Annotated in this window: 17 protein-coding genes; 7 read left to right on the top strand and 10 right to left on the bottom strand. The window is 61.1% G+C overall.

The window, feature by feature from the left end; translation table 11 throughout:
• Window positions 1-259 precede the first annotated feature (259 nt).
• Both IHQ71_RS15975 and IHQ71_RS15970 read right to left on the bottom strand, forming a co-directional pair.
• A complete protein-coding gene (locus IHQ71_RS15975; protein WP_258157449.1) occupies window positions 260-1,108 on the bottom strand; it encodes a calcium-binding protein in 849 nt (282 codons plus the stop codon).
• A 128-nt stretch (window positions 1,109-1,236) separates the two neighbouring features.
• Complete coding sequence (locus IHQ71_RS15970) at window positions 1,237-1,671, bottom strand: MarR family winged helix-turn-helix transcriptional regulator (RefSeq protein WP_258157448.1); 435 nt, start codon at window positions 1,669-1,671, stop codon at window positions 1,237-1,239.
• A 108-nt stretch (window positions 1,672-1,779) separates the two neighbouring features.
• On the opposite strand from IHQ71_RS15970, the gene IHQ71_RS15965 reads away from it, so the two are divergent.
• Window positions 1,780-2,451, top strand: a complete 672-nt coding sequence (locus tag IHQ71_RS15965) for a glutathione S-transferase family protein (RefSeq protein WP_258157447.1) — start codon at window positions 1,780-1,782, stop codon at window positions 2,449-2,451.
• Between the two features lie 61 nt (window positions 2,452-2,512).
• The gene (locus IHQ71_RS15960) at window positions 2,513-3,655 is read left to right on the top strand and encodes a PLP-dependent aspartate aminotransferase family protein (protein ID WP_258157446.1); all 1,143 of its coding nucleotides are present in this window, start codon (window positions 2,513-2,515) and stop codon (window positions 3,653-3,655) included.
• A 75-nt stretch (window positions 3,656-3,730) separates the two neighbouring features.
• Here IHQ71_RS15960 and IHQ71_RS15955 read toward each other — a convergent pair whose 3' ends face one another.
• Window positions 3,731-4,507 (bottom strand): Crp/Fnr family transcriptional regulator, encoded by a 777-nt coding sequence (locus tag IHQ71_RS15955; RefSeq protein ID WP_258157445.1) that lies wholly within the window; start codon window positions 4,505-4,507, stop codon window positions 3,731-3,733.
• A gap of 241 nt (window positions 4,508-4,748) precedes the next feature.
• A complete protein-coding gene (locus IHQ71_RS15950) occupies window positions 4,749-5,114 on the bottom strand; it encodes a VOC family protein (protein WP_258157444.1) in 366 nt (121 codons plus the stop codon).
• 206 nt (window positions 5,115-5,320) lie between these two features.
• Between IHQ71_RS15950 and IHQ71_RS15945 the strand changes: the two genes are divergently transcribed.
• A complete protein-coding gene (locus tag IHQ71_RS15945) occupies window positions 5,321-7,585 on the top strand; it encodes a hypothetical protein (RefSeq protein WP_258157443.1) in 2,265 nt (754 codons plus the stop codon).
• Window positions 7,586-7,604: 19 nt separating this feature from the next.
• Here IHQ71_RS15945 and IHQ71_RS15940 read toward each other — a convergent pair whose 3' ends face one another.
• The 5 genes from IHQ71_RS15940 to IHQ71_RS15920 form a co-directional block, all read right to left on the bottom strand.
• Entirely contained in the window at window positions 7,605-7,994 is a 390-nt protein-coding gene (locus tag IHQ71_RS15940; RefSeq protein ID WP_258157442.1) for a type II toxin-antitoxin system HigA family antitoxin, read from the bottom strand.
• Window positions 7,994-8,290, bottom strand: coding sequence for a type II toxin-antitoxin system HigB family toxin (locus IHQ71_RS15935; RefSeq protein WP_258157441.1), 297 nt, complete (start codon window positions 8,288-8,290; stop codon window positions 7,994-7,996). The genes IHQ71_RS15940 and IHQ71_RS15935 overlap by 1 nt, the downstream gene beginning before the upstream one ends.
• A 103-nt stretch (window positions 8,291-8,393) precedes the next feature.
• Window positions 8,394-8,732 (bottom strand): hypothetical protein, encoded by a 339-nt coding sequence (locus IHQ71_RS15930; RefSeq protein WP_258157440.1) that lies wholly within the window; start codon window positions 8,730-8,732, stop codon window positions 8,394-8,396.
• A gap of 56 nt (window positions 8,733-8,788) precedes the next feature.
• On the bottom strand, window positions 8,789-9,094 hold the full coding sequence (locus IHQ71_RS15925) for a hypothetical protein (protein WP_258157439.1): 306 nt from the start codon (window positions 9,092-9,094) through the stop codon (window positions 8,789-8,791).
• Window positions 9,094-11,616, bottom strand: a complete 2,523-nt coding sequence (locus tag IHQ71_RS15920; protein ID WP_258157438.1) for an ATP-dependent helicase — start codon at window positions 11,614-11,616, stop codon at window positions 9,094-9,096. The genes IHQ71_RS15925 and IHQ71_RS15920 overlap by 1 nt, the downstream gene beginning before the upstream one ends.
• 340 nt (window positions 11,617-11,956) lie before the next feature.
• Between IHQ71_RS15920 and IHQ71_RS15915 the strand changes: the two genes are divergently transcribed.
• From IHQ71_RS15915 to IHQ71_RS15900, 4 genes are all read left to right on the top strand, one after another.
• Window positions 11,957-13,132 carry an efflux RND transporter periplasmic adaptor subunit gene (locus IHQ71_RS15915; RefSeq protein ID WP_258157437.1) on the top strand — a complete coding sequence of 392 codons (1,176 nt, stop codon included), beginning with the start codon at window positions 11,957-11,959 and terminating at the stop codon, window positions 13,130-13,132.
• A complete protein-coding gene (locus IHQ71_RS15910; protein WP_258157436.1) occupies window positions 13,129-16,275 on the top strand; it encodes an efflux RND transporter permease subunit in 3,147 nt (1,048 codons plus the stop codon). Before IHQ71_RS15915 ends, IHQ71_RS15910 begins: the two co-directional genes overlap by 4 nt.
• 12 nt (window positions 16,276-16,287) lie before the next feature.
• On the top strand, window positions 16,288-16,512 hold the full coding sequence (locus tag IHQ71_RS15905) for a ribbon-helix-helix domain-containing protein (RefSeq protein ID WP_258157435.1): 225 nt from the start codon (window positions 16,288-16,290) through the stop codon (window positions 16,510-16,512).
• A gap of 89 nt (window positions 16,513-16,601) precedes the next feature.
• Window positions 16,602-17,708, top strand: a complete 1,107-nt coding sequence (locus IHQ71_RS15900; RefSeq protein ID WP_258157434.1) for a hypothetical protein — start codon at window positions 16,602-16,604, stop codon at window positions 17,706-17,708.
• A 326-nt stretch (window positions 17,709-18,034) separates the two neighbouring features.
• On the opposite strand, the gene IHQ71_RS15895 is transcribed toward IHQ71_RS15900, so the two are convergent.
• Window positions 18,035-21,712: an AsmA family protein gene (locus IHQ71_RS15895; protein ID WP_258157433.1), complete on the bottom strand. Its 3,678-nt coding sequence runs from the start codon at window positions 21,710-21,712 to the stop codon at window positions 18,035-18,037.
• Window positions 21,713-21,748 lie beyond the last annotated feature (36 nt).

Genomic DNA, 21,748 nt, shown 5'->3' with positions numbered 1-21,748 from the left:
GCCTTGCGGCGGTACCCGGGGGAGACCCCTTCTCGCGGACGCCTGAGGCGGGACTTTACGTCGTCTTCCCGCAACAGGCACCGGTTCCGCCTCGCCATAGCGCCCTACGGTGTAGCCGAGGGCGGAACGATGGCGATTCTCTCACAGGTTTGGAGGGCGGGGACGAGAAATATAGGAATATTTTCTGGAAATCAAATAACCCACTGATTCCAATGGAAAGAATCTTCGCTCTCAAGACGCAAAACCGTCAATCGGCCCGTTACACGATCTCGAAATCGCTCTGTACGAGTTGACCGGCGGACATTCCCGAGAAGGAGGCAATGAGAATGGCGGCGTCCGCGCCAGTACCGTCGCCATCGAAATAGAGCTGATCGTTATCCTGGCGGAAAATGAACTGCGCGCTCGCCCCCGTCGCATTGGAATCGGCGGCGCGATTGAAGAGTTCGTTGCCGTTCAGAAGCCTCCCTATGCCGAATTCGTCACCGCGAATTCGAAGGAGATCTTCCGCGCTGTCAAAGTTGATCACGTTGTCGCTGCCCTTGTTCAGTTGCAGCCAGATAGTGTCGGCTTTCGCCAGATTGACATCGGCATAGAGCCAATCCGTGCCGGCATCGCCACGTATGAGGTTGCCTTTTCCGGCGATGATATCATCGCCCGCGCCACCATAAATAAAGCCGGGCAACACATTGTTGTAGAAATGGAAATTGATGAAGTCCGAGCTGCGCGTGCCTATGAAGTTCTCAATGCCCTGGAACGTATCACCAGCAGCGTCCTCGGCGCCGACTTCATTTCCACTATGGAACGTCAGATTGATGCCCGTCATCGTCGCGAAATTGGCGTAGCTGACCGTGTCCTTGCCCGTGCCGCCATGCATGGCGTCGGCGCCGCTGGATGCATTTCCCGGCAGGAAAAGGTCATTCCCGCCTTCGCCCAGCAACTCGTCGTCACCCAGCATGCCCTCGAGGGTGTCATTACCGACACCGCCGAAAAGAATGTCGTGGCCGTTCAGACCTTTGAGGACGTCGTTGCCTTCGAGGCCGAAAAGCTTGTCGTCAGAGGCCGTTCCGGTCAAATGGTCGTTCTTGTTAGTACCCTTCTTCGTAACCATGGGGCAAATCCTTCCGGCCGCATCGGGCAGGGACCAGCGTTTGCGGGCCTGTCGAAACGATACGGACATATTAGGAGATAGGCATATCCTGGTCAACGAGACCTGTGGGCATGAAGGGTGACCCTAGGTCAATCAGCAAGCAGCTTGCCGAGCAACCCCGCCAAATCTCCCGCGTCCCCATCCCCCGCCAGCTTCGAACCCACATGCCGCTCGATCGCCGCACCATAAACCGGCCACATGCGTTGCTGCAATTCGAGCCCTGCATCGGTGATGTGGATCTGCTGGCCGCGGCCATCGCGTTTGTGGACCTCCCGGCGGATCAGGCTGGCTTTCTCCAGGCGATCGAGCAGGCGGGAGACATTGTGCTGGGCGAGCAGCAGGCGCGGTTCGAAATCCATCGGACGCAGGCCATCGGGCCGGGCGCGGCGGAGTTCGAGCAGGATGTCGTACCAGGCAAGCGGTGGGAAGCCCGATGCCTTGAGGTCGGCCTCGACGGCGCCGAGCACTTTCTGCTGCGCGCGGACGAGGGCGATCCAGGCGTCGGTCGTGGGGTCGGAGGGCATTTTCGCTATCATCCCTTCATTTATCCAGATTCATGCAGCTGCATCAAGCTTGACAAAAGATGCATCCGCATCCATATAGATGCAAGTGCATTGATATGGAGAAAAGCCATGACATTGAAACTCGTATCCTTCGATCTCTGCCCCTATGAGCAGCGCGCCTCGATCGCGCTGGCCGAAAAGAACGTGCCCTTCGAGCGGATCAATATCGATCTCGCCAACAAGCCGGACTGGTTCAAGGCGATTTCGCCGCTCGGCAAGGTGCCGCTGCTTGTCGTGGGCGACGCGGTGCTGTTCGAGAGCTCGGTGATCGTCGAATATCTCGACGAGACTGTGGAGCCGAGGTTGCATCCGGCCGATGCGCTGACCAAGGCGCGGCATCGGGCGTGGATGGAATTCGGCTCGTCGATCCTCGCAAATATCTGGACGATCGAGACGGCCAGCGACGAGGCGGCGTTCGAGCAGGCGGTGGCGCAGGTGGGCGAGAAGTTCGCGCGGCTGGAAGGCGTGCTGGGCGAGGGGCCGTTCTTCTCGGGCGAGGCGTTCAGCGTGGTCGACGCGGTGTTCGCGCCGGTGTTCCGCTACTTCGATGGCTTCGAGCGGCGGATCGATCTCGGCGTGTTCGCCGGCAAGCCGAAGCTGGTGGGGTGGCGGAAGGCGCTGGCGGCGCGCGGAAGCGTGAAGGAGGCCGTGGTGCCTGATTATGCCGAGCGGTTGCTGGCATTCGTCGATAGGCACGGGGGTGTGCTTGCGGCCCGGATGGCAGACCGGAAGGCCGCTTGACCTGCTTTGACTATGGCTTGCTGCTTGTCTAAGGACATCCCGTCAAACAAGGAGCGACGGGATGGAATGGTCGAAGGCGAGCCTGCTGGCGCAGGCGCTGGGCAAGATCGATGAGGCGAGCCGGGCTGTTACGCCGCCGATCCACATCACCTCGACCTTCATCCGCGATCCCGATAACCAGTACCGGTCCGGTAATATCTACGGCCGGGCCGACAATGAGACCGTGCGCGAGGTCGAGAGCATCCTTGATATGCTCGAAGGCGCCGCCGCTTCCCTGGTGCTCGGTTCGGGCATGTCGGCGGCAACGGCGGTGTTCCTGGCGCTTGCCCCCGGCGACCATGTCGTGGCGCCCACGGTGATGTACTGGGCGCTGCGCAACTGGCTGAAGAGCGATGCCACCGCTTGGGGGCTGAAGGTCGATTTCGTCGATACTGATGATCTCGACGCGGTGCGGGGCGCGGTGAAATCAGGCGAGACGAAGCTCGTGTGGATCGAGACGCCGGCCAACCCGATGTGGACGGTGACCGATATTGCCGCCGTGGCCGAGATCGCGCATGCGGCCGGCGCGCGGCTGGTGGTGGATTCGACGGTGGCGACGCCGATCCTGACGCAGCCGCTGTCGCTCGGCGCCGACATCGTCATGCATTCGGCGACCAAATATCTCAACGGCCATTCAGATGCGATCGCCGGTGCGCTGTGCACGGCGCGTGAGGATGAATTCTGGGCGCGGATCAAGCGGGTGCGGTCGATGCTTGGCCAGATCCTCGGGCCGTTCGAAGCCTTCCTGCTGATACGCGGCATGCGGACGCTGGATCTGCGCGTGCGGGCGATGAGTGCGGCGGCAATGACCGTGGCGCAACATTTTGCCGCCGATCCGCGCGTGCTGGAGGTGCTTTATCCCGGCCTGCCCACGCATGCCGGTCACGCCGTGGCGGCGCGGCAGATGACAGGCGGCTTCGGCGGCATGCTGTCGGTGCGGGTGCGGGCTGGCGAGGAAGCGGCGATCCGGACGGCGGCGAATGTGAAGCTCTGGAAGCGTGCGACGTCGCTCGGCGGCGTGGAATCGCTGATCGAGCACCGGGCGTCGATCGAGGGGCCAGGGACGCCTTGCCCCACGGATTTGCTCAGGCTGTCTGTAGGGCTGGAGACGCCAGCGGATTTGATTGCCGATCTGGAGCAGGCGCTGGGGGCGAATGCGGGGTAGAGGCGACGGCCGCTGAAGGACGCGCGGGCACTAATGAGTGCGGCCATTCTCGAGGGCTCGGATATCTCGGGACGCTCAATCGCTATTCGTACGGAGGCGGGCGCCCGTGTTCTCAGCCTGGCGGTCCGCGAGGCCGTCAAACCGCGGGATGAGCGGTCCGATCAGGCGGTCATACTCGGCTTCCGGCACGCCATAGATGCCGCCGGCGAGATCGAGCAACATCGCGCGGTTGGTGATCTTGATATTGCCGCGCCGCGCCCTGATCGCCTTGACGCCTTCGAGGATATGTATGGCGACCGTGACCCCGGATCGCCGGACGCCCAACATCAGGGCAAGGAATTCATGGGTCAGCACCACATCGCCGCCATGCATCCGGTCGTGGCACATCAGCAGCCAGCGCGCCAGGCGTTCGTTGACGCTGTAGCGGGCGTTGGCCAGGGCTGAATAGTTCAACTGCAATTCGTTGCAGTGCACATAGCGCAGGAAGAGTTCGCGAACCGAGCGCTCGTTTTCGACCAGGTCGAGGAAGATATTCGACGGCATCCGCAGGCCCGTGCCTTCGATCTGGATGAAGGTGCTGGCCGGCGTCGTGTCCGTATGCAGCAGCAGATGCGCACCGGTCATGCCTTCAAACCCGATATGACCCACCTCGATGCTCTCGTGGTCATGGTTCGACGTCACGACGGAGGCAAGGCCACTGGTGATGAAGTAGACGTGCTCCGGCCGCTTGTCGGGCTCGACCAGGGCGTAGCGGATGGGGAGCCCTATCGGTTCCAGATGCGGCTGAAAGCGCGCCAGCACGGATTCGGGCAGCGCCTCGAGCAATCGGTTTCTGATGACGGATTCGGGCATGGCATGCTCCCTCCAGAGAAGGACCCCGATCTCATACCCGAGGCCGACAAGGAGGTAATGAAGAGCTTATGCTACAAAGCTGTGCGGTGCGCCAGAATCCACAGTCCTATTGCGCGCTTTCGACAATTCTCGCAGCATGGCTAGTGGGAGGAAGTATAGCACAAGGTTTGAGTGGGAACTAATGAATACGGGGGTCACCCGGTCAAGATGAAAGGTGAACGGGTACGGACGAGCCAGAATCTCAGTCCTTCTTGAACTCGAACAGTTCGATGACGTTCCCCGATGGGTCTTCAAGCAGGATGGCCCGGCCAGCCCCACCATCGCTGATGCCGCCGCGGAAGCCGGCGTTGGCTCCGCGCAACCGGTCGATCAGGGCGTCGAGCTCCCTGGTGACAATCATGAACCGGTTCCACCCGCCCGGCTTCGGATCGCCGCCCGCGTGACCGCCGCTTCCCGCACCCGGGGCACTGAGATAGAGCGTCAGGTCGTCGCGAAGGAGCGCCGCGAACTTGCCGGGACTGTGCATGTCCACCTTGAAATCGAGATTGTCTCGATAGAACTCGACTGATTTGTCGATGTCGGTGACGATATATCGGACGGATGCCATTAGCCTTCTCCCTGTGGGTGGTGACCACAGCGTCGCGTAGCGGTTTAAATGCGCTGCGTGTCGGGTTGGTTCCGGGACCTTTCGCCACAGGCGCACGGGCGGGGAGCGGCGATCGCGTGGTCATGTCATCGCGACATTTGAAGTGACACCCCCGAGCTTTCAGGCTAGCGTCCTTGCCAGATCAGTCTGCACATGGAATTCCGCTCATGGCGACATTCACTGGTTCATCTTCACCCGACATCATCACACCAGGTGAAGTCTCTCCATCTGTCGTGACCGACGGGGCAAATTTTCCAGGCGGCGGCCGCGACACGATCACAGGCGGGCTCGGGGACGACACGCTTGGCGGCGGCGGCGGGAACGACGTCATCCGCGGCGGTGATGGCAATGATTTTGCGCGGCTGGGAAGCGGAAACGACCGCTTCGCCTGGTCTCCGGGCGATGACAACGATGTTGTTGAAGGGCAAGGCGGCATCGACACGCTGGACTTCTCTGGCGCCAACATCGCTGAAAACATTTCCATCAATGCCAACGGCTCCCGGATCAGCTTCTTCCGGGACATTGCCAATGTCACCATGGACCTGCACGGGATGGAGACCCTGCTCTACCATGCCCTGGGTGGCGCCGATAACATCGTCGTGAATGCGCTGGCCGGGACGGATGCCGAGGGCATTTTCATCAATCTTGAAGGTGTTCTCGGCAGCGGGGTTGGTGACGCCCAGGCCGACGCCGTAGAGGTACACGGCACCGGGTCGGCCGATCGCATATCCATCACCGGCGTGGGCACCATAGCCAAAGTCACCGGCTTGCCCTGGTTGGTCAGGGTCAACGTCCTGGAGGCAACGGATACACTTCGGATCTTCGGCGAAGGTGGCGGGGACCTGATTAATGCCAGTGGTGTAATAGCCGGCGCCCATCAGCTCCAGCTCGACGGAGGAGATGGCAACGACAGGATAACCGGCAGCGTCAACGGGGATTTTGTCATTGGCGGCGATGGGCGAGATCATGTCCGGGGCGGCGGCGGGAACGATGTCGCGCTGCTTGGCAGCGATGCCGACCTTTATGCCTGGAAGAGCGGCGACGGCAACGACGTCATTGAAGGTCAGGACGGCGCGGACAGGCTGGAGTTCAGCGGCGCGCGCGCGGGGGAAAGCATCGGCGTCGTCGCCAATGGCGGGCGGGTCATCATCTCCGGCAGCATCGACGCCACCGTCCTCGACATAAACGATGTCGAAAGCCTGTCCCTTCGCGCCGGGGCCGGCATCGACAATTTGAGCATTGGTGACCTGACGGGCACGGACGTCGAGAGCATAGACATCGATCTGGTCGAGAAGCGTCGTGCAGGATCCGCCGATACCGTCACGGTGGTTGGCACGGCCGCCGCCGACGTCGTTGTGCTGTCGGTCGCCAATGGCGTCATTTCGGTGGGGGGACTGCCAGCCACCACGGCCATCCGCAACGCCGATGCCCGAGATCGGCTGGTGGTCAATGGCGGCATCGGAGCAGACTTGATCGATGCCAGCATCTTGCCGGCAGTCAAGATGCAGCTTGATTTTCGCGGTAGCGACGGCAACGATTTTCTGCTCGGTTCGGACGGCGTTGACCGCTTTATCTGGAACCCGGGAGACGACAACGATACGATCAATGGCGGCGCCGGTGGCAAGGACCTTCTGGATTTCTCCGGAAGCGCCGCCAGCGAGAGCGTGGATATATTTTCGAATGGACAGCAACTCAACCTGTTTCGTGATGTCGCCGCCGTGCAGATGACCACGAACCTGGTGGAGCGGCTTCTATTCCATGCGGGCGGCGGTAGCGACACCATTGCCATCGGCGATCTTTCGGCAAGCAGTGCGCGGCTTATCAGTCTCGATCTTGCCATCGTGGCCGGGACAGGCACGGGCGACGGACAGGTCGACACAATCTCGATCCAGGGACGCGCTATCGACGACAAAGTTTCGGTGTCGGGCAGCGGTTCGACCATGGCGCTCAAGGGCATGCCCTGGGATGTGAAAATCGCAGCCCGGGAGGCGGGTGACGTCGTGCTGTTCTCGGCGGGAGCCGGCGATGACACCGTCGACCTCGAGGGCCTGGGCGCCGGCCCTGGAATCCGCGTCGACGGCGGGCTCGGCAATGATGTGCTGATGGCCGGATCAGCGGACGACCAGTTCCTTTTCTCTACGACGCTTAATGCAAACGCAAATGTCGATATCATCCGCCACTTTTCCGTGGCACACGATCTGATCCTTCTGGAAGACAGTGTTTTCGTTGGCATCGGTGCACCCGGCGCGCTTGCAGCCGGCGCTTTCCACATTGGCAATGCCGCCACCGATGCCGCGCACCGGATCATCTACAATGAGTCGAGTGGCGGCTTGTTCTTCGATAGCGACGGCGTCGGCGGCAATGATGCAGTGCGCTTTGCGAAACTGGATCGCGGATTGTCGCTCACTGAAGCGGACTTCTTGATCGTGTAAAGCCGTGTGGGTGGGGTAATTATTCCGCGGCCGGCTTGTGTGTGACGTAGGGTTTGACCAGCGCTTCGGCGGGAGCGCCCCATGTCTCGACGAGCCGCTGGATCATCGCCAGCGTGAGGGGGCGCCGGCGCAGCATGATCTCCGATGCGCGGGAGACCGAGCCGAGGACGTTTGCCAGATCGGCGCGGCCATAGCCGTGGTTCTGCATGTAGCCGTCGAGAAAATCCACGGGGTCGATTTCGTCGATCGGCCAATTCCGATTCTCATAGGCGCTGACGAGGTCGGTTAACACGTCGAACCGCTCGGCTGCTTCAGTGCCGGGCTCGGGCAGGTTGTCGAAATAGGCTTCGATTTCGGCAAGTGCCCATTCGTAATCGGCTTCGGTCTTCAGAGCTCGAATGTTTTGCATCAGATGGTCCTCGCATCCACGCGGTCATATTCGGCATGTGTGCCGACGAACTTGATCATCACGCGATACCAGGGGCCATAGGCGACACGGGCGATGATCCTGAACTTGTTGCCGCCGATATCGAAGACGATGCGGTCGTCTCCGACATAGTCTGCGGATGGAAACTGGCATTTGACATCGTGTAGGTTATCCCAGCGTGCCAATGACACTTCTCGATACCAGGCGGCCATTGGCAACTTTGCCTGCGGATGACGTGCGTAGAACGCCTTCAATGTTCGGAGTGCAATAACGTTCATGAGGCCACCGATTTCCCATGGTGGGAATATGACATTGAACGGCCAGAATGGCAAGCACAATCAGGTTTGCCGCGTCAGAACGATTTGTGTTAGACGCTAGTTACTAATCTACAAACAGTCGCTCATAAGCATCTCTTGCATGTTCCTCGGAGAATTTAAATAAGACATATTCTCGCGGAAGAATCTCGTGAATCGGCTCATCATAGTGATTGTCGAATAATCTTACATATGCATCGGCGATCGCCAAAATGTCTATCGTAAGTTCCCCGAGTATTTGTATGAATTTCACCTGATCAATATGAGGGCCGTACTGAAATTCGTCGTCCTTGGCAATCGCATATGCCCCGGCGGCTCCGACATGGGTGCCCAATTCAGAGTACTGTTCGAATCTCTCAGCCCAACGTGTAGCAATATTGAAATTTCCGCGAAGCCCTTTGTCCATCTTCCTAAATGAGAATTTGTCTACGCGATCCCAGCCAGCGGCTTCTGACCATTCAGCTATTTTTCTGGCTTTGCGAGGAAATATTCAAGCAACTCACCGAGCTCTGCAAGCTCACGCAATTGATGAAAAGCGCCGGCAAAGTAGCCGCTGCCGGCAAGCTTCAGACATGCGCCAGCAGAATTGATCGTTCGAACCGCAAGGCTAAAAATAACCGTCTGAACGATTGGAGCATGCGCGCTTTGAATGTATGATTTACGCACAAGGTCTACAGCGACGGATAGATGACCCAGCAACGTCTTGGCAGGTTCTATCTGCAATGCGGCAGAGTGGGCTTCTTCGATCTCGGATTCGTCGAAGAGCATCACACCCGCTCCACAAACCCGTCCAGCACCCGTTTCTGACCCGCGCGATCAAAGTCGATCGTCAGCTTATTCCCCTCGATCCCCGCCACATTCCCGTTACCGAACTTGATATGAAACACCCGGTCGCCGACCGAGAAATCGCTCGGCGTGTCGATCTTGGATTTGGCCACCAGTTCGCCTGATATGACCTTGCCGGTCGGGCCGGCTTCGCCGTAGCCGATGCGTTCGACCTGGTGGCCCGAACGGTTGCCCCAGTTGTTGCGGGTGGCGTCGGTCTTGTTGGCTTGGGCACGCTGCCAGCCCGGTGAATTGTAGCTGGAGGCGAAGGGTTCCTGGCGGTCGAAGCGGGATTGGCCGTAGGGATTGCGGCCGTAGCCGCCATAGCTCTGCTCGACCTCGGCGACTTCGACGTGATCGGCGGGGAGTTCATCGAGGAAGCGCGACGGGATGGTCGATTGCCAGAGCCCGTGGATGCGGCGGTTGGAGACGAACCAGATGTGGAGCCGCTTCTTGGCCCGCGTGATGCCGACATAGGCGAGGCGGCGCTCTTCCTCCAGCCCCGAGCGGCCGCCTTCGTCGAGTGCGCGCTGGTGCGGGAACAGGCCTTCCTCCCAGCCGGGCAGGATGACGGTGTCGAATTCCAGGCCCTTGGCGGAATGCAGCGTCATGATCGAGACGGCATCGAGCGATGCGTTCTGCTCGACATCCATGACCAGCGCGACATGTTCGAGAAAGCCGCGCATCGACTCGAAGCTCTCCATCGAGCGGATGAGTTCCTTGAGGTTTTCGAGCCGGCCCGGCGCTTCGGCCGTCTTGTCGGCCTTCCACATGTCGGTATAGCCCGACTCCTCGAGGATCTGCTCGGCGAGTTCCGTGTGCGGAATGGTCTCGAGCGCTTTCTGCCAGCGCTGGAAATTCTGCACCACGTCAAAGAGCGCCTTGCGGGGCTTGGGCTTGAGCTCCTCGGTCTCGACGATGTCGGCGGAGGCCTGCAGGATCGGGATGTCGCGCGAGCGGGCGTAATCGTGCAGGAAGCGGAGCGTCGTGTCGCCGAGGCCGCGCTTCGGCGTATTGACGATGCGCTCGAAGGCGAGGTCGTCGGCCGGCTGGCAGACGAGGCGGAAATAGGCCATGGCGTCGCGGATTTCGAGCCGCTCGTAGAAGCGCGGACCGCCGATGACGCGGTAGTTGAGGCCGAGCGTGACGAAGCGGTCTTCGAATTCGCGCATCTGGAACGAGGCGCGGACGAGGATCGCCATGTCGTTGAGATTGTGCTGCTGGCGCTGCAACTGCTCGATCGTCTCGCCGATGGCGCGGGCTTCCTCCTCCGAATCCCAGGAGGCATGGACCTGCACCTTCTCGTGATCGGGATCGTCCTGCTCGGTGAACAGCGTCTTGCCCAACCGGCCCTCGTTGTGGGCGATCAGGTGGCCGGATGCGCCGAGGATATGGGCGGTCGAGCGGTAATTACGCTCGAGCCGGATGACGGTGGCGCCGGGGAAATCCTTCTCGAAGCGGAGGATGTTGTCGACATCGGCGCCGCGCCAGCCATAGATCGCTTGGTCGTCATCGCCGACGCAGCAAATATTTACTCCACTAATCTCCCCCTCAAGGGGGGAGATCGGACGTGGCGCGGCCTTGTTCCCTTTTGGCTTCTGCGCCAGCAGCCGCAGCCACATATATTGCGCCGTATTGGTATCCTGGTACTCGTCGACCAGAATGTAACGGAAGCGGTTCTGGTAGTCGGCGAGGATATCCGGGTTGGTCTTGAGAATGCGGATCGGGTGCATCAACAGGTCGCCGAAATCGCAGGCGTTGAGCGTCCTCAGCCGGTTCTGGTAGGCGGTGTAGAGCGCGCGGCCCTTGCCGTTGGCGAAGGCGCGGGAATCGCCTTCCGGGATCTGGTCGGGGTCGAGGCCCTTGTTCTTCCAGCCGTCGATCATCAGCGCGAACTGCTTGGCCGGCCAGCGCTTGTCGTCCAACCCCTCGGCCACGATCAGCTGCTTCAGAAGCCGGATGACGTCGTCGGTATCGAGGATGGTAAAATCGGATTTCAGCGACACGAGTTCGGCATGGCGGCGCAGGAATTTCACGCCGATCGAATGGAACGTGCCGAGCCAGGGCATGCCCTCGACGGCTTCACCCGCTAAGTGAGAGATACGCTCGCGCATTTCGCGCGCGGCCTTGTTGGTGAAGGTGACTGCCAGGATCTGGCTGGGGAAGGCGCGGCCCATCTCCAGGATATGGGCGATGCGGGTGGTGAGCACGCGCGTCTTGCCAGTGCCGGCGCCGGCGAGCACCAGGACGGGGCCATCGAGCGTTTCGACGGCGCGCAGCTGTTCGGGGTTCAGGCCTTCGAGATAGGAGGCGCGGGGGCGGGCACCGTTGCGGGCGGCCATGGCACGCGCGGCAAGACCGCTGGGGCCGGCGGGGCGCTCGGCCGCCGGCTTCGGGTCCTGCTTCTGCTGCCGGGGTGCCGGCTCTTCGTCAAAGAAGGGAATGTCGTCAAAGCCAGATATCATCGGGTTTCCCATGCATGATTCGGCTGGTCTTGGCAAAGCCTGGTCACGATTTGTTCGCTTTTCAGGTTCACGATTACATTACATTTCATCCATGTGGCAAATCAATCTTGCCGCCTGATACGTAATGAAAGATAAGAATCTAGAGTGCCTAACAAAACCCCGTGGGGTCGGTTGGCCGGTGCTTTTCGCCGCTCACGTCGTCGCCGATCCTCGCCGATGGCTATGCATCGACTGCGGTCGGCTCCTCGTCAGCGGCGAAAATCCCTCGCCCAACCTCCGCCCAGAGGTTTTGTTAGGCACACGGGGGAGCGAGATACACTGGTTTGGGCCGGAGAATTGTATGCGAATCGTAACCCAGTTGCTGACAGGACTTGTTTTTCTCGTCGTGGGTGCATTGATCCTGATGCATTTCATGCCGGGATCGGCAACGCTTGCGCGCCAGGTCGGCGTACCGGAAACGATGATCCACCTCGTGGCCCGCGAGACGCCCACGGCGAAGGCGCCTGAAGAAGGTAATCGCCGCGGAGGCAACCGCGACCAGACCGTGGTGGTAAAGGCGGCCGAAAAAGGCAAGATCAACGACAGCTTGCGCGCCATCGGCGATGGTGATGCGGCCCGCTCGGTCGCAGTGACGCCGCTTGTCTCCGGGCAGATCGCCGAACTGATGGTCAAGTCCGGACAGCGCGTGAAGGCAGGTGACGTGATCGCCACGCTCGACGACGATGTCGAGAAGATCGCGACGCAGACCGCGAAAGTCGCGCTGCAGGCCGCCACCAACAAGATGACGCGTAACGAAGACCTCAAGAAGATCATCTCGCAGGCCGATTACCAGGATACGCAGACGGCGGTGGAGACCGCGAGGCTGGTCGCCTCGGCGGCGGAGCTTGCGCTGCAGCGGCGCATCGTACGCGCGCCGATCGACGGTATCGCTGGCATCGTCAATGTCGAAATCGGTGACTACGTGACTGTGAGCACGCCTCTGGTGACGCTGGACGACCGCTCGAAGCTGCTCGTCGATTTCTGGGTGCCGGAGCGGTTCACGGGGTTGATCAAGGAAGGCCAGGAGGTCGCGGCGCGACCGATCGCGCGGCCGGGCAAGAGCTTTCCCGGCAAGATCGAGGCGATCGACAACCGCATCGATCCGGCGAGCCGCACATTGCATGTGCGTGCCGTGATCGAGAACCAGGGCGACGACCTGCGCGCCGGCCAGTCCTTCGAGGTCGTCGTCAACCTTCCCGGTGATATGTGGCCTTCGGTCAGCCCGCTCGCCATTCAGTGGGACAGCACCGGCTCCTATGTCTGGCGCGTCAATGCGGACAAGAAGGTCGAGCGCGTTTCGGCGGCGATCATCCAGCGCAATCAGGACGACGTGCTGGTCGATGGCGACGTCAAGCCCGGCGACCGGATCGTCATCGAGGGCCTGCAGCAGCTCAAGGCCGGCGCGACCGTCAAGATTTTCGGTGAAGACAAGAAGAACGACAAGGTGGCGGATGCCGAAGGGACGGTGAAACCTTGAGCCCGGGTGGTCGCATCAAGGAAGCCTTCTCCGCCTCGCTTTTCGTGCGGCGGCCGATCCTGGCGCTGGTTCTCAATACGCTGATCGTGGTGGCGGGCCTCGCGGCCTTCAACGGCATCGAGGTGCGCGAACTGCCCTCGATCGACCGGCCCGTGATCACGGTCCGGACCGATCTCGACGGCGCATCGCCCGAGACGATGGACCGCGAGGTGACCGACACGATCGAAGGCGCCGTGGCGCGCGTGACGGGCCTGAAATCGGTATCCTCGGTTTCGGCCTTCGGCAACAGCCGTGTGACGCTGGAATTCTCCGACACGACCGATCTGGCGGTGGCCGCCGCCGACGTGCGCGATGCGCTCGCGCGGGTGACCGACGACCTGCCCGACGGCACGATCGCGCCGCGCGTGATCAAGGCGGATGCCGATTCCCAGCCGGTGCTGCGCATCGCGGTGACCTCGTCGACCATGAAGGCCGAGGACCTGACCGTCTATATCGAGGACGTGATCGAAAACCGGCTCGCCTCGGTCGAAGGCGTCGCCGACGTGCAGTATTTCGGCGACAAGCAGAAGAGCTTCCGCATCGATCTCGACCAGGCCAAGCTCGCCAGCCGCGGCATGACGGTGGCGGATATCCGCACCGCGCTGTCGACCGCGGCCTTCGACGTGCCGGCGGGCACGATCGAAAGCAGTTCGACCAATATCGTGGTGCGTGCGAGTTCCGACATCACGACGCCGCAGGAGTTCGAATCGCTCATCATCAACGGCAAGGTTCGTCTCGGCGACGTTGCCAATGTGACGCTGGGCGCCGAGGACGGTACGTCGACCATGCGCTCGAACGGCATATCAGGCGTCGGCCTCGGCATCATCCGCCAGGCGCAGTCGAACACGCTCGACATTTCCGACGGCATAAGGAAGGTCGTGGACGAGCTCTCCAAGACCCTGCCCAAGGGCATGGAGATGCGGGTGACAAGCGACGACGCGAGCTTCATTCGCGGCGCGATCCACGAAGTGGTGCTGTCACTGGTGCTGTCCGTCGTCATCGTCGTCGGCGTCATCTACCTCTTCCTGCGCAATCTGCGCGCCACGTTGATCCCGACCGTCACTATGCCAGTGGCGCTGGTGGGCACGCTGGCGGCGATCTATCTCGCCGGCTTCTCGGTCAATATCCTGACGCTGCTCGCCATCGTGCTGGCGACCGGCCTCGTCGTCGACGACGCGATCGTGGTGCTTGAGAATATCGTGCGCTACCGTGCCCAGGGCATGGGCGCGCGCGCGGCCGCCGTGGTCGGCACGACACAAGTGTTCTTCGCTGTCGTTGCCACGACCATTACGCTTGCGGCGGTCTTCGTGCCGCTCGCCTTCCTGCCCGGCGAGGCCGGCGGGCTGTTCCGCGAATTCGGCTTCACGCTGGCAATCGCGGTGATGCTCTCGGGCGTGGTGGCGCTGACGCTCTGCCCGATGCTGGCGTCGCGCATGCTGGGCGCGCACGATGTCGAGGAACATCATGGCATCATGAGCTTCCTCGGCAACATCTTCGCCAAGGTCTACGAGAAGACGCTGGCCGCGGTGCTTGCCGTGCCGGGCATCGTGGTCGCCGTTTCGGTGCTGATGCTGTTTGCCTCGGTGGCGGTGTATTTCTCGCTCGGCCAGGAACTGACGCCGAAGGAGGATCGCTCGACCATTCTCGTGCGCGCCCGCGCCCAGCAGGGTGTGAGCCTCGCCTATACCGAATCGCAACTGCGCAAGGTCGAGGACGCGTTGCAGCCGCTGGTGAAGTCCGGCGAGGTGCTCAATGTCTTCACCATCAGCGGCCAGGGCGGCTCGTCCAATTCGGGCTTCATGGTGCTGACGCTGGCGCCGTGGGAAAAGCGCGAGCGCGACCAGATCGCGATCACCGAGGATGTACGCAAGGCACTGCGCGTTGCACCGGCGCTGCAGGCCAATATCATCCAGCCGAACAGCCTCGGTATCAGGGGCGCGGGCTCCGGCCTCAACTTCGCGCTGACCGGCAACGACTACGACGTGCTCTACGAGCAGGCGCAGAAGATGATCGACGCGCTGAATGCCAGCGGCCGGTTTGATCTTGTGCGGCTCGACAACGACCCGACGCAGGCCCAGATCTCCGTTGATATCGATCGGGAGAAGGCGGCCGATATCGGCGTCGATATCACGGGGCTGGCGCAGGCCATGCAGGCGCTGCTCGCCGGCACCAGCATCGGCGACGTGTTCGTCGATGGCCGCCGCATCGACATCACGCTTGTCTCGTCGGACAATCCGATCAACGATCCGAAGGATCTCGAGAGCATCTTCCTCAAGACGCGGGACGGCCGTTTCGTGCCGATGTCGGCGGTCGCGACGCTGAAGGAGCGGTCGATCCCGCCGCAATTGTCGCGCGAGAACCAGCAGCGCTCCGTCGGCATCACGGCATCGCTGAAGGAGGGAACGGGATTGGGCGACGCGCTGGCGTTTACGCAGCAGACGGCGCGCGAAATCCTGCCCGAGGGCGTCAATGTCCTGCCGCTTTCGGAGGCTGCCACGCTCAACCAGAACTCCTCGGGCATGATGATCGTGTTCGGCTTCGCCATCGTCATCATTTTCCTGGTGCTGGCGGCGCAGTTCGAAAGTTTCGTCTCGGCTGTTATCATCATGACGACGGTGCCGCTGGGGCTTGCCTGCGCGGTGTTCGCACTGATGCTGACCGGGCAGACGATCAACATCTACAGCCAGATCGGACTGGTCATGCTGGTCGGCATCATGGCCAAGAACGGCATCCTGATCGTCGAATTCGCCAACCAATTGCGCGATGAAGGCCAGAGCGTCCGCGAGGCGATCCGCAATGCCTGCCGCATTCGGCTGCGTCCTGTCATGATGACGATGATCGCGACCATTCTCGGCGGCCTGCCGCTGACGCTTGCGGCCGGTGCCGGTGCCGAAGCCCGCGTGGCGCTCGGTTGGGTGATCGTCGGCGGCCTCGGCATGGCGACGCTGGTGACACTCTACATCACGCCCGTCGCCTACCAGATGTTCGCAGGCTTCGCCAAGCCCCATGCCCATGAGGAAGAGCGGCTGACACGCGAGATGGAAGCCGCCAACAGCAACCGGATGAGCCTCGAGGAAGAGCTCATCCCGACCGCCGCGCAGTAGCGGTCGCGGGCCATGGTGCGCAAATATTCCGTCTCGCTCCACGGCCATCGGACGAGCTTCTCGCTGGAGGAGGACTTCTTCACTGCACTCAAGGACATTGCCGCCCGGCGCGGAAAATCGCTGGCATCGCTGATCGCTGAGGTCGATGACGGCCGGCCGGACAGTTATAACCTGTCATCGGCGCTGAGGGTGTATGTGTTGAGGGAAGTTGTCACACGCAACGAGCAAGCTTCGTAAATACTTAATCTCGCTGGGCATATTTTTCCACCTTGATTGTGTAGATTGATTAATATACGTTAAAGTTGTCTATTTGTAGGATATGTTGCATGTCAATATACGCCTTCACAGCACTCCTGTCGGCCAGCTATATTTTGCTTGCTTTGATAGCTTGGCGTTTAGACAAAACCTACCCGTACGATTTTGTCTTTGTGAAGACATTAATCTCGAAGTTCAGGGCATTGGTTCTCAGTTGCATAGTTGTTGGTTGTATACTTTCATCGGCCATTATCTTTCTGTCGATTTATTACTGGAACGGAGCATCTATTGGATCGCTCGAAGCGATCGACGGCTATCGCGCGTCGGCCCATGATCACATATCGGCATATCTGCCACCACCTTGGTTAGTTGCCTTGATAGCCATGGCGATAATGACATTCATATCATACATGCGGTCCTACGGGATCAGCGCTGTAAGAGTGAGTGCGAAGCTAGCGTCTATCTATCTCGCACTTCAGCCATTCATAAACTATGCTGCAATAGTCTGCGCTTTTCTTTCTTCATTCACATTCTTAACTTCCTCCGCGCCCGCCGGCCGATCTTGGGTAACATTTCAGCTTGCCGAGGCGAGGGAGCACGCGAGCGCAATCGCCGAAGGTGCTGAGCAGCTTGCGATTGCCGCGACGTCAGACGAGATTCTCGACGCTGCGTCGGAATCTCTGGACGACGTAACGAGGTCTTATTTCTTTGATACCCACGATTCCGTAACAAATCTCCAGCTATTACTGAAAAACGATAGGACTCGGATCGGTGAGGAGCGTCAGCAAAGTGCGGATTGGCACGTAGCTCAGTTGCTGGCGTCGGAGGCCATCCTCATGAACCGCCAATTTTCAGGTATTTCTAATCCGGCCGAACGCGCCTTATTGAAATCCTATTCTAATCTGAACTCCTCAGCCCTTCGTAACCTCCGTGGCGTCTTCGATGAGGCGGTAAATAACTGGCGCGGCAGTTATAGAAATTACAAAATCGGCGAAGGAATAAGAGCACTATTTCACCAGAATATCGCTAATGCACTTGTAAATCAGCAATTTCAGATTCGCGGAACGGTAACCGGCAATCCTTTTGCGGATCTGCTCATGGAGAGCGTCACCGAGACCGCGATCGAGCGTGGACGTGCAAATCTCAGCCGCCGCGTCAATCGCATTTTGGAGCGGTGAGAAGCGTTTCAATCGCAGAGCTTCGAGGCGCGACAAATGACGCGGTCCGTACCACGACTTTCGATAGTTCTATGGGCAAGAATTCCTATGCTGGAGACTTGAGCAAGATGAAAGAGGTCAGGCTGATCATCTCAGCGCTGCAATCCAGCGATTCGGATTCGCCATGTCCTCCGGGCGAGACTCTTCTGGTCTGTCCGCCCACAGGCGTGCCGTTTTGTGGTTCACCCACCCGAGTGGGTCAACTCTGCAGGTGATTCTGACGCATCTGTGGTTCTTCCGTTGTTACATCTGCCACAGATCGCTCTGCCGAGCACATTGCCGAGCCTCTACTGATTGAGCACATCCGGCGACAAATCGAGCCTCGGTGTTGTGTCGCTCGTATTGTCGTCGGCAGGTTTCTCCTGCTTCTCCAACTTCTCCTGCTTCTCTAGTTCGGCCTTGCGCCGGGCCTCTTCGTCGGCCTGCGCCTTGGCTTTCAGCGCCTCCTGCGCCTGATCGAGAAGGCGCGCATCGTCGATGCGCTTCTGTTCGATCCGTTGGCGCTCGGCGTCGAGATAGCGGTAGAGCGAGGCTTCCCGGCGCAGGCGCTGCTTCTCGGCGATGTTGGCCTGCAGGATTTCCACCCGGCGGCGCTCCTGCTCGAACTTGCGCAGCGAGAGAAAGCTGGTGAGCGCGGTGATATCCACCGTGCGATGCGGGGCTGCGAGCGGACCCTCCCAGCCGAGCCGGACCGAGGGATCGGCGCCGGTAAGCGCGTCTTCGCCCGGCTTGAAGACGAGCCCGATGCTGGCTGCGATATCGCCGTCGAGAAGGCCGATATCCGCTTCACCCTCGAAACCAAGCTCGGCATTGCTGCCGGCGATATTGGCGGCGCGCAGCCTGCCGCCGGCGATGTTGAAGGGGATGTCCAGCTTGCCGATATTGGTGCTGCCATTGAGAAGGCTTGTCTCGATGGCGGGCTTCACGGCCGCCTCGGTGAGTTCGCCATCCACGGCGTCCGCCGCCTTGAGGAAGGCTGGCAAGACCTTGCCGTCAAGGCCACGGATGGCAAGGTCGGTGAGGCCGAGCGTGCCCGAGCCGGTGGCGCTTTCCAGCATCTTGACCGCGCTGGTGCCCGTCGTATCAAGCGCGAAGGTGAGGTTGGAGCGCGCGGAGGCGGTCGGCTTCTTGTCATAATGCCAGAAGGCGGTGGCGAGCGTCGCGCCTGTCAACTTCATCTGAGTGCGCAGATAGGCATTGCCGTCGAGATTGCCGAGTTCCGCATGGCCGGAAAAGTTGCCGTCGGCGAGTTTGCCGGTGGCCTCGCTCACTTCGATCTTGCCGCGATCGGACTTGAGTTTGCCGTTGAAATTCTTGATGTCGCCGAGCGCGCCGAGATGGAATTCGCCCGTGGCGAGCGAGAGATCGACATTGACGGGGAGGCCCGCGATCTTCGGCACGTCGATGCGGGAAAGCTGGCTGGTGAGCGGTTCGGTGATCGGCCCGTAGACCGCCTCGGCTAGCCAGCCGAAATCGATCATTGACAGCGTCAGTTCGCCGCCGAAGCGGGTTTCAGTGGCCTTGCGGTCGAGGCTGAGCAGGCCGGCGAAGGTGTTATTGTCGGCACTGCCCTTGAGGCCGTCGATGCTGATGCCGTCCGGCGTGGCGTAGAGGCTGGCGCTGGCATTGAGCGAGAGACCATCGGCCAGTTGCGGCAGCGATATGCCCGTCATGATGAGGTAAGGTGCGATGTCGCCGCTATCGATGGTCATCGCATAGGATCCGTCGAGGAAATTGGCGGCGTCGAGGCGGGCGGAACCATCGACCTCGATCGTGGTGGTGGCGGAGGAATATTTCAGCCCGATCTGGGGATCCGCATCCGCGGATTGTTCGACCTTCAGGCTGAGCAGGCCATCCTGGTCGGCATCAAACTGCATCGTCGAAAAGCCCGCCTGGCCGAGCATGACCCAGGCATCGGGGTTCTCGATCGAGGCATCGAAGGTCAGGCCTTGCGGATCGGCGAGGTTGAGCGTCTGGCTGGCGAGATTGGCGGTGAAGCGGCTGCCATGGGCAATGCCGGTGAGCTTGGCCTCGACCGGCCAGTCGCCGAGGCCGAGCTTGAGGTCGAGTGCGAAATCGCTGCCTTCGTAATATTGCGCATTGGCCGCGAGGCGGTCGAGTGCGGGATGCTTGGGCAGCCGGTCGGCGAGCAGGCGGAAGAAGGTGGAGGGGTCGGTCGCCTTCAGCGCTATTTTTGCCCCGCCCTTCGGCGAACCGGTGAGATCGGCGACGCCGCCCTGGATATCGAGTGCCGTGCCGTAGAAATCCTTGACCGAGGCCCGGACGTCGCCGAGCGCGCCATTGGCAATAGTGAAGGTTGCGTCGAGACCCGTCGCGTTCAGCGCGAAGGCGCGGAATTCGTCGACCTTCAGGCGGGCCGCGATGCGATGGTCGAACAGCGAGCCGGTATTGGCTTCGCCCGTCAGCAGACCGCCGAGCGCCAGCATCGTGTCGAGGTCGAAGGCGTTGCCTGCCAGATCGAGCGACAGCGACGGCGTCTCGTCGCCCTTCGATTCATGCTCCAGCCGGCCTTTGAGCTTGGCGGCACCGAAGCCGATCTCAAGCTTTTCGAAACGCTGAAGCTCCGGCGTCAGGCTGACATCGGCGGAGAAGCCGGCCGATTTGAGCTTGCGGATCGCATCAGGCACCGAGCCGGTGACCCATTCGGCAAAGCCCGACGGCTGGTTGGAGGCAAGCAGGAGGTCGCCTTCGAAGGATTGGCCGCCGATCAGTGTCAGCTTGCCCTTGGCCGAAAGTGTTGTGCGGCCGGGCAGTTGCGCTTCGGCCTCGTCGATCTGCCAGCCATCCTCGGCCGGCTGCATTTCCAGCCTTATGTCGCGGATGGTCGTGTCGCCCGCCACCAGCCCCGGCAGCCGGATGCTGGCCTTGCCGGGCAGGTTAGGGACCGGGATGTCGGCGGCGAGTGTCAGGAAGGCGCGGATGCGGTCGGAGAGGGGGATCGCGGTGGCATCGGTTGTGCCTTCACTATTGCCGCCGAAGCGGCTCATATCGATCTGATGACCTTCCGCCTTGACCAGGAATTCAGGCTTGCGGCCGGCATCGATCGTCGCCTCGCCGTTGACGATATAGGGGTCGACGGGGTCGCCCATCTTGAATTCGTATTTGGGGATGCGCAGGCGGTCGTTGAGCAGTTCGAATTCGCCCGCGATGCGGGGTGCTGCCGACTTCAGGTCCGGATTGTTGGCATTCTCGGCGTTGGTTTCGGTGCGGAATTTCTCGCGGATGTTGAAGACGCCCTTGTATTCCGGCCTGAAATCCGTGAGCCCGATGACGCCTTCCATCTCGGCCACCAGCGAGGGATTGTCTGGCAACAGTCGGACCTTGAGCGGGATCCTGCCCTTGTCAGGCGTCGATGTGTTGATCACGAAACTGCCGGTCTGGCCGTCGATCGCGCCTTTGCCGGCGACTTTCCACGGACCGGCCAGGGTCTTGGCCGAGAGCTCCATGTCAAGGCCGGTCAGGTGACGGTTGCGGCCGGTCTGCTCGTCGATGAACAGGACGTCGCCGTCCACCACCGTGACATGTTCGAGCACGACATTGGAGGCGGGGATCTCCGGCGTGCCGGTCTTGACCCAGTCGAAGGTGCCATCGCCCGTGAGCTTGAGGCGGATTTTCGGGTTCTCGATGCGCATGTTGTAGATCAGCGCCTCGCCCGAGAGATAGGGCGCGAGCTCGGATTCCATCGAGAAGCGCTCGGCGGTGACGAGCGCCTCGCCGCTCGAATCCTCGCCGACACGGACATCGTTCATGGTGACCGAGGGGAAGGGCAGGAGGCGGGCATCGACATCGCCATGGACGACGACTTTCTTGCCGATGATGCGGCTTGCCTGCTGTTCGAAATCACGACGGAAATCCGTCCAGTCGATGAACAAGGGCGCAAGGAGGGCCGCGAACAGAACGATCGCGATGAGCCCGCCAATGACTACGAAAATGCGCCCGAGCACGATTCAACTCCCAAACAGGTCCGTGCTAGGTTTAGG

This window comes from Rhizobium sp. TH2, assembly GCF_024707525.1.
In the GTDB taxonomy this organism is placed as follows: Bacteria; Pseudomonadota; Alphaproteobacteria; order Rhizobiales; family Rhizobiaceae; genus Rhizobium_E.
The sequence above is the reverse complement of the archived record's forward strand: the minus strand, read 5'-3'. Positions and strand labels throughout refer to the sequence as shown.

Excerpts from the sequence above, each read along its gene's own strand:
- IHQ71_RS15975 (WP_258157449.1), bottom strand. The coding sequence starts at position 1,108 with ATGGTTACGAAGAAGGGTACTAACAAGAACGACCATTTGACCGGAACG.
- IHQ71_RS15970 (WP_258157448.1), bottom strand. The coding sequence starts at position 1,671 with ATGCCCTCCGACCCCACGACCGACGCCTGGATCGCCCTCGTCCGCGCG.
- IHQ71_RS15965 (WP_258157447.1), top strand. The coding sequence starts at position 1,780 with ATGACATTGAAACTCGTATCCTTCGATCTCTGCCCCTATGAGCAGCGC.
- IHQ71_RS15960 (WP_258157446.1), top strand. The coding sequence starts at position 2,513 with ATGGAATGGTCGAAGGCGAGCCTGCTGGCGCAGGCGCTGGGCAAGATC.
- IHQ71_RS15955 (WP_258157445.1), bottom strand. The coding sequence starts at position 4,507 with ATGCCCGAATCCGTCATCAGAAACCGATTGCTCGAGGCGCTGCCCGAA.
- IHQ71_RS15950 (WP_258157444.1), bottom strand. The coding sequence starts at position 5,114 with ATGGCATCCGTCCGATATATCGTCACCGACATCGACAAATCAGTCGAG.
- IHQ71_RS15945 (WP_258157443.1), top strand. The coding sequence starts at position 5,321 with ATGGCGACATTCACTGGTTCATCTTCACCCGACATCATCACACCAGGT.
- IHQ71_RS15940 (WP_258157442.1), bottom strand. The coding sequence starts at position 7,994 with ATGCAAAACATTCGAGCTCTGAAGACCGAAGCCGATTACGAATGGGCA.
- IHQ71_RS15935 (WP_258157441.1), bottom strand. The coding sequence starts at position 8,290 with ATGAACGTTATTGCACTCCGAACATTGAAGGCGTTCTACGCACGTCAT.
- IHQ71_RS15930 (WP_258157440.1), bottom strand. The coding sequence starts at position 8,732 with ATGGACAAAGGGCTTCGCGGAAATTTCAATATTGCTACACGTTGGGCT.
- IHQ71_RS15925 (WP_258157439.1), bottom strand. The coding sequence starts at position 9,094 with ATGCTCTTCGACGAATCCGAGATCGAAGAAGCCCACTCTGCCGCATTG.
- IHQ71_RS15920 (WP_258157438.1), bottom strand. The coding sequence starts at position 11,616 with ATGATATCTGGCTTTGACGACATTCCCTTCTTTGACGAAGAGCCGGCA.
- IHQ71_RS15915 (WP_258157437.1), top strand. The coding sequence starts at position 11,957 with ATGCGAATCGTAACCCAGTTGCTGACAGGACTTGTTTTTCTCGTCGTG.
- IHQ71_RS15905 (WP_258157435.1), top strand. The coding sequence starts at position 16,288 with ATGGTGCGCAAATATTCCGTCTCGCTCCACGGCCATCGGACGAGCTTC.
- IHQ71_RS15900 (WP_258157434.1), top strand. The coding sequence starts at position 16,602 with ATGTCAATATACGCCTTCACAGCACTCCTGTCGGCCAGCTATATTTTG.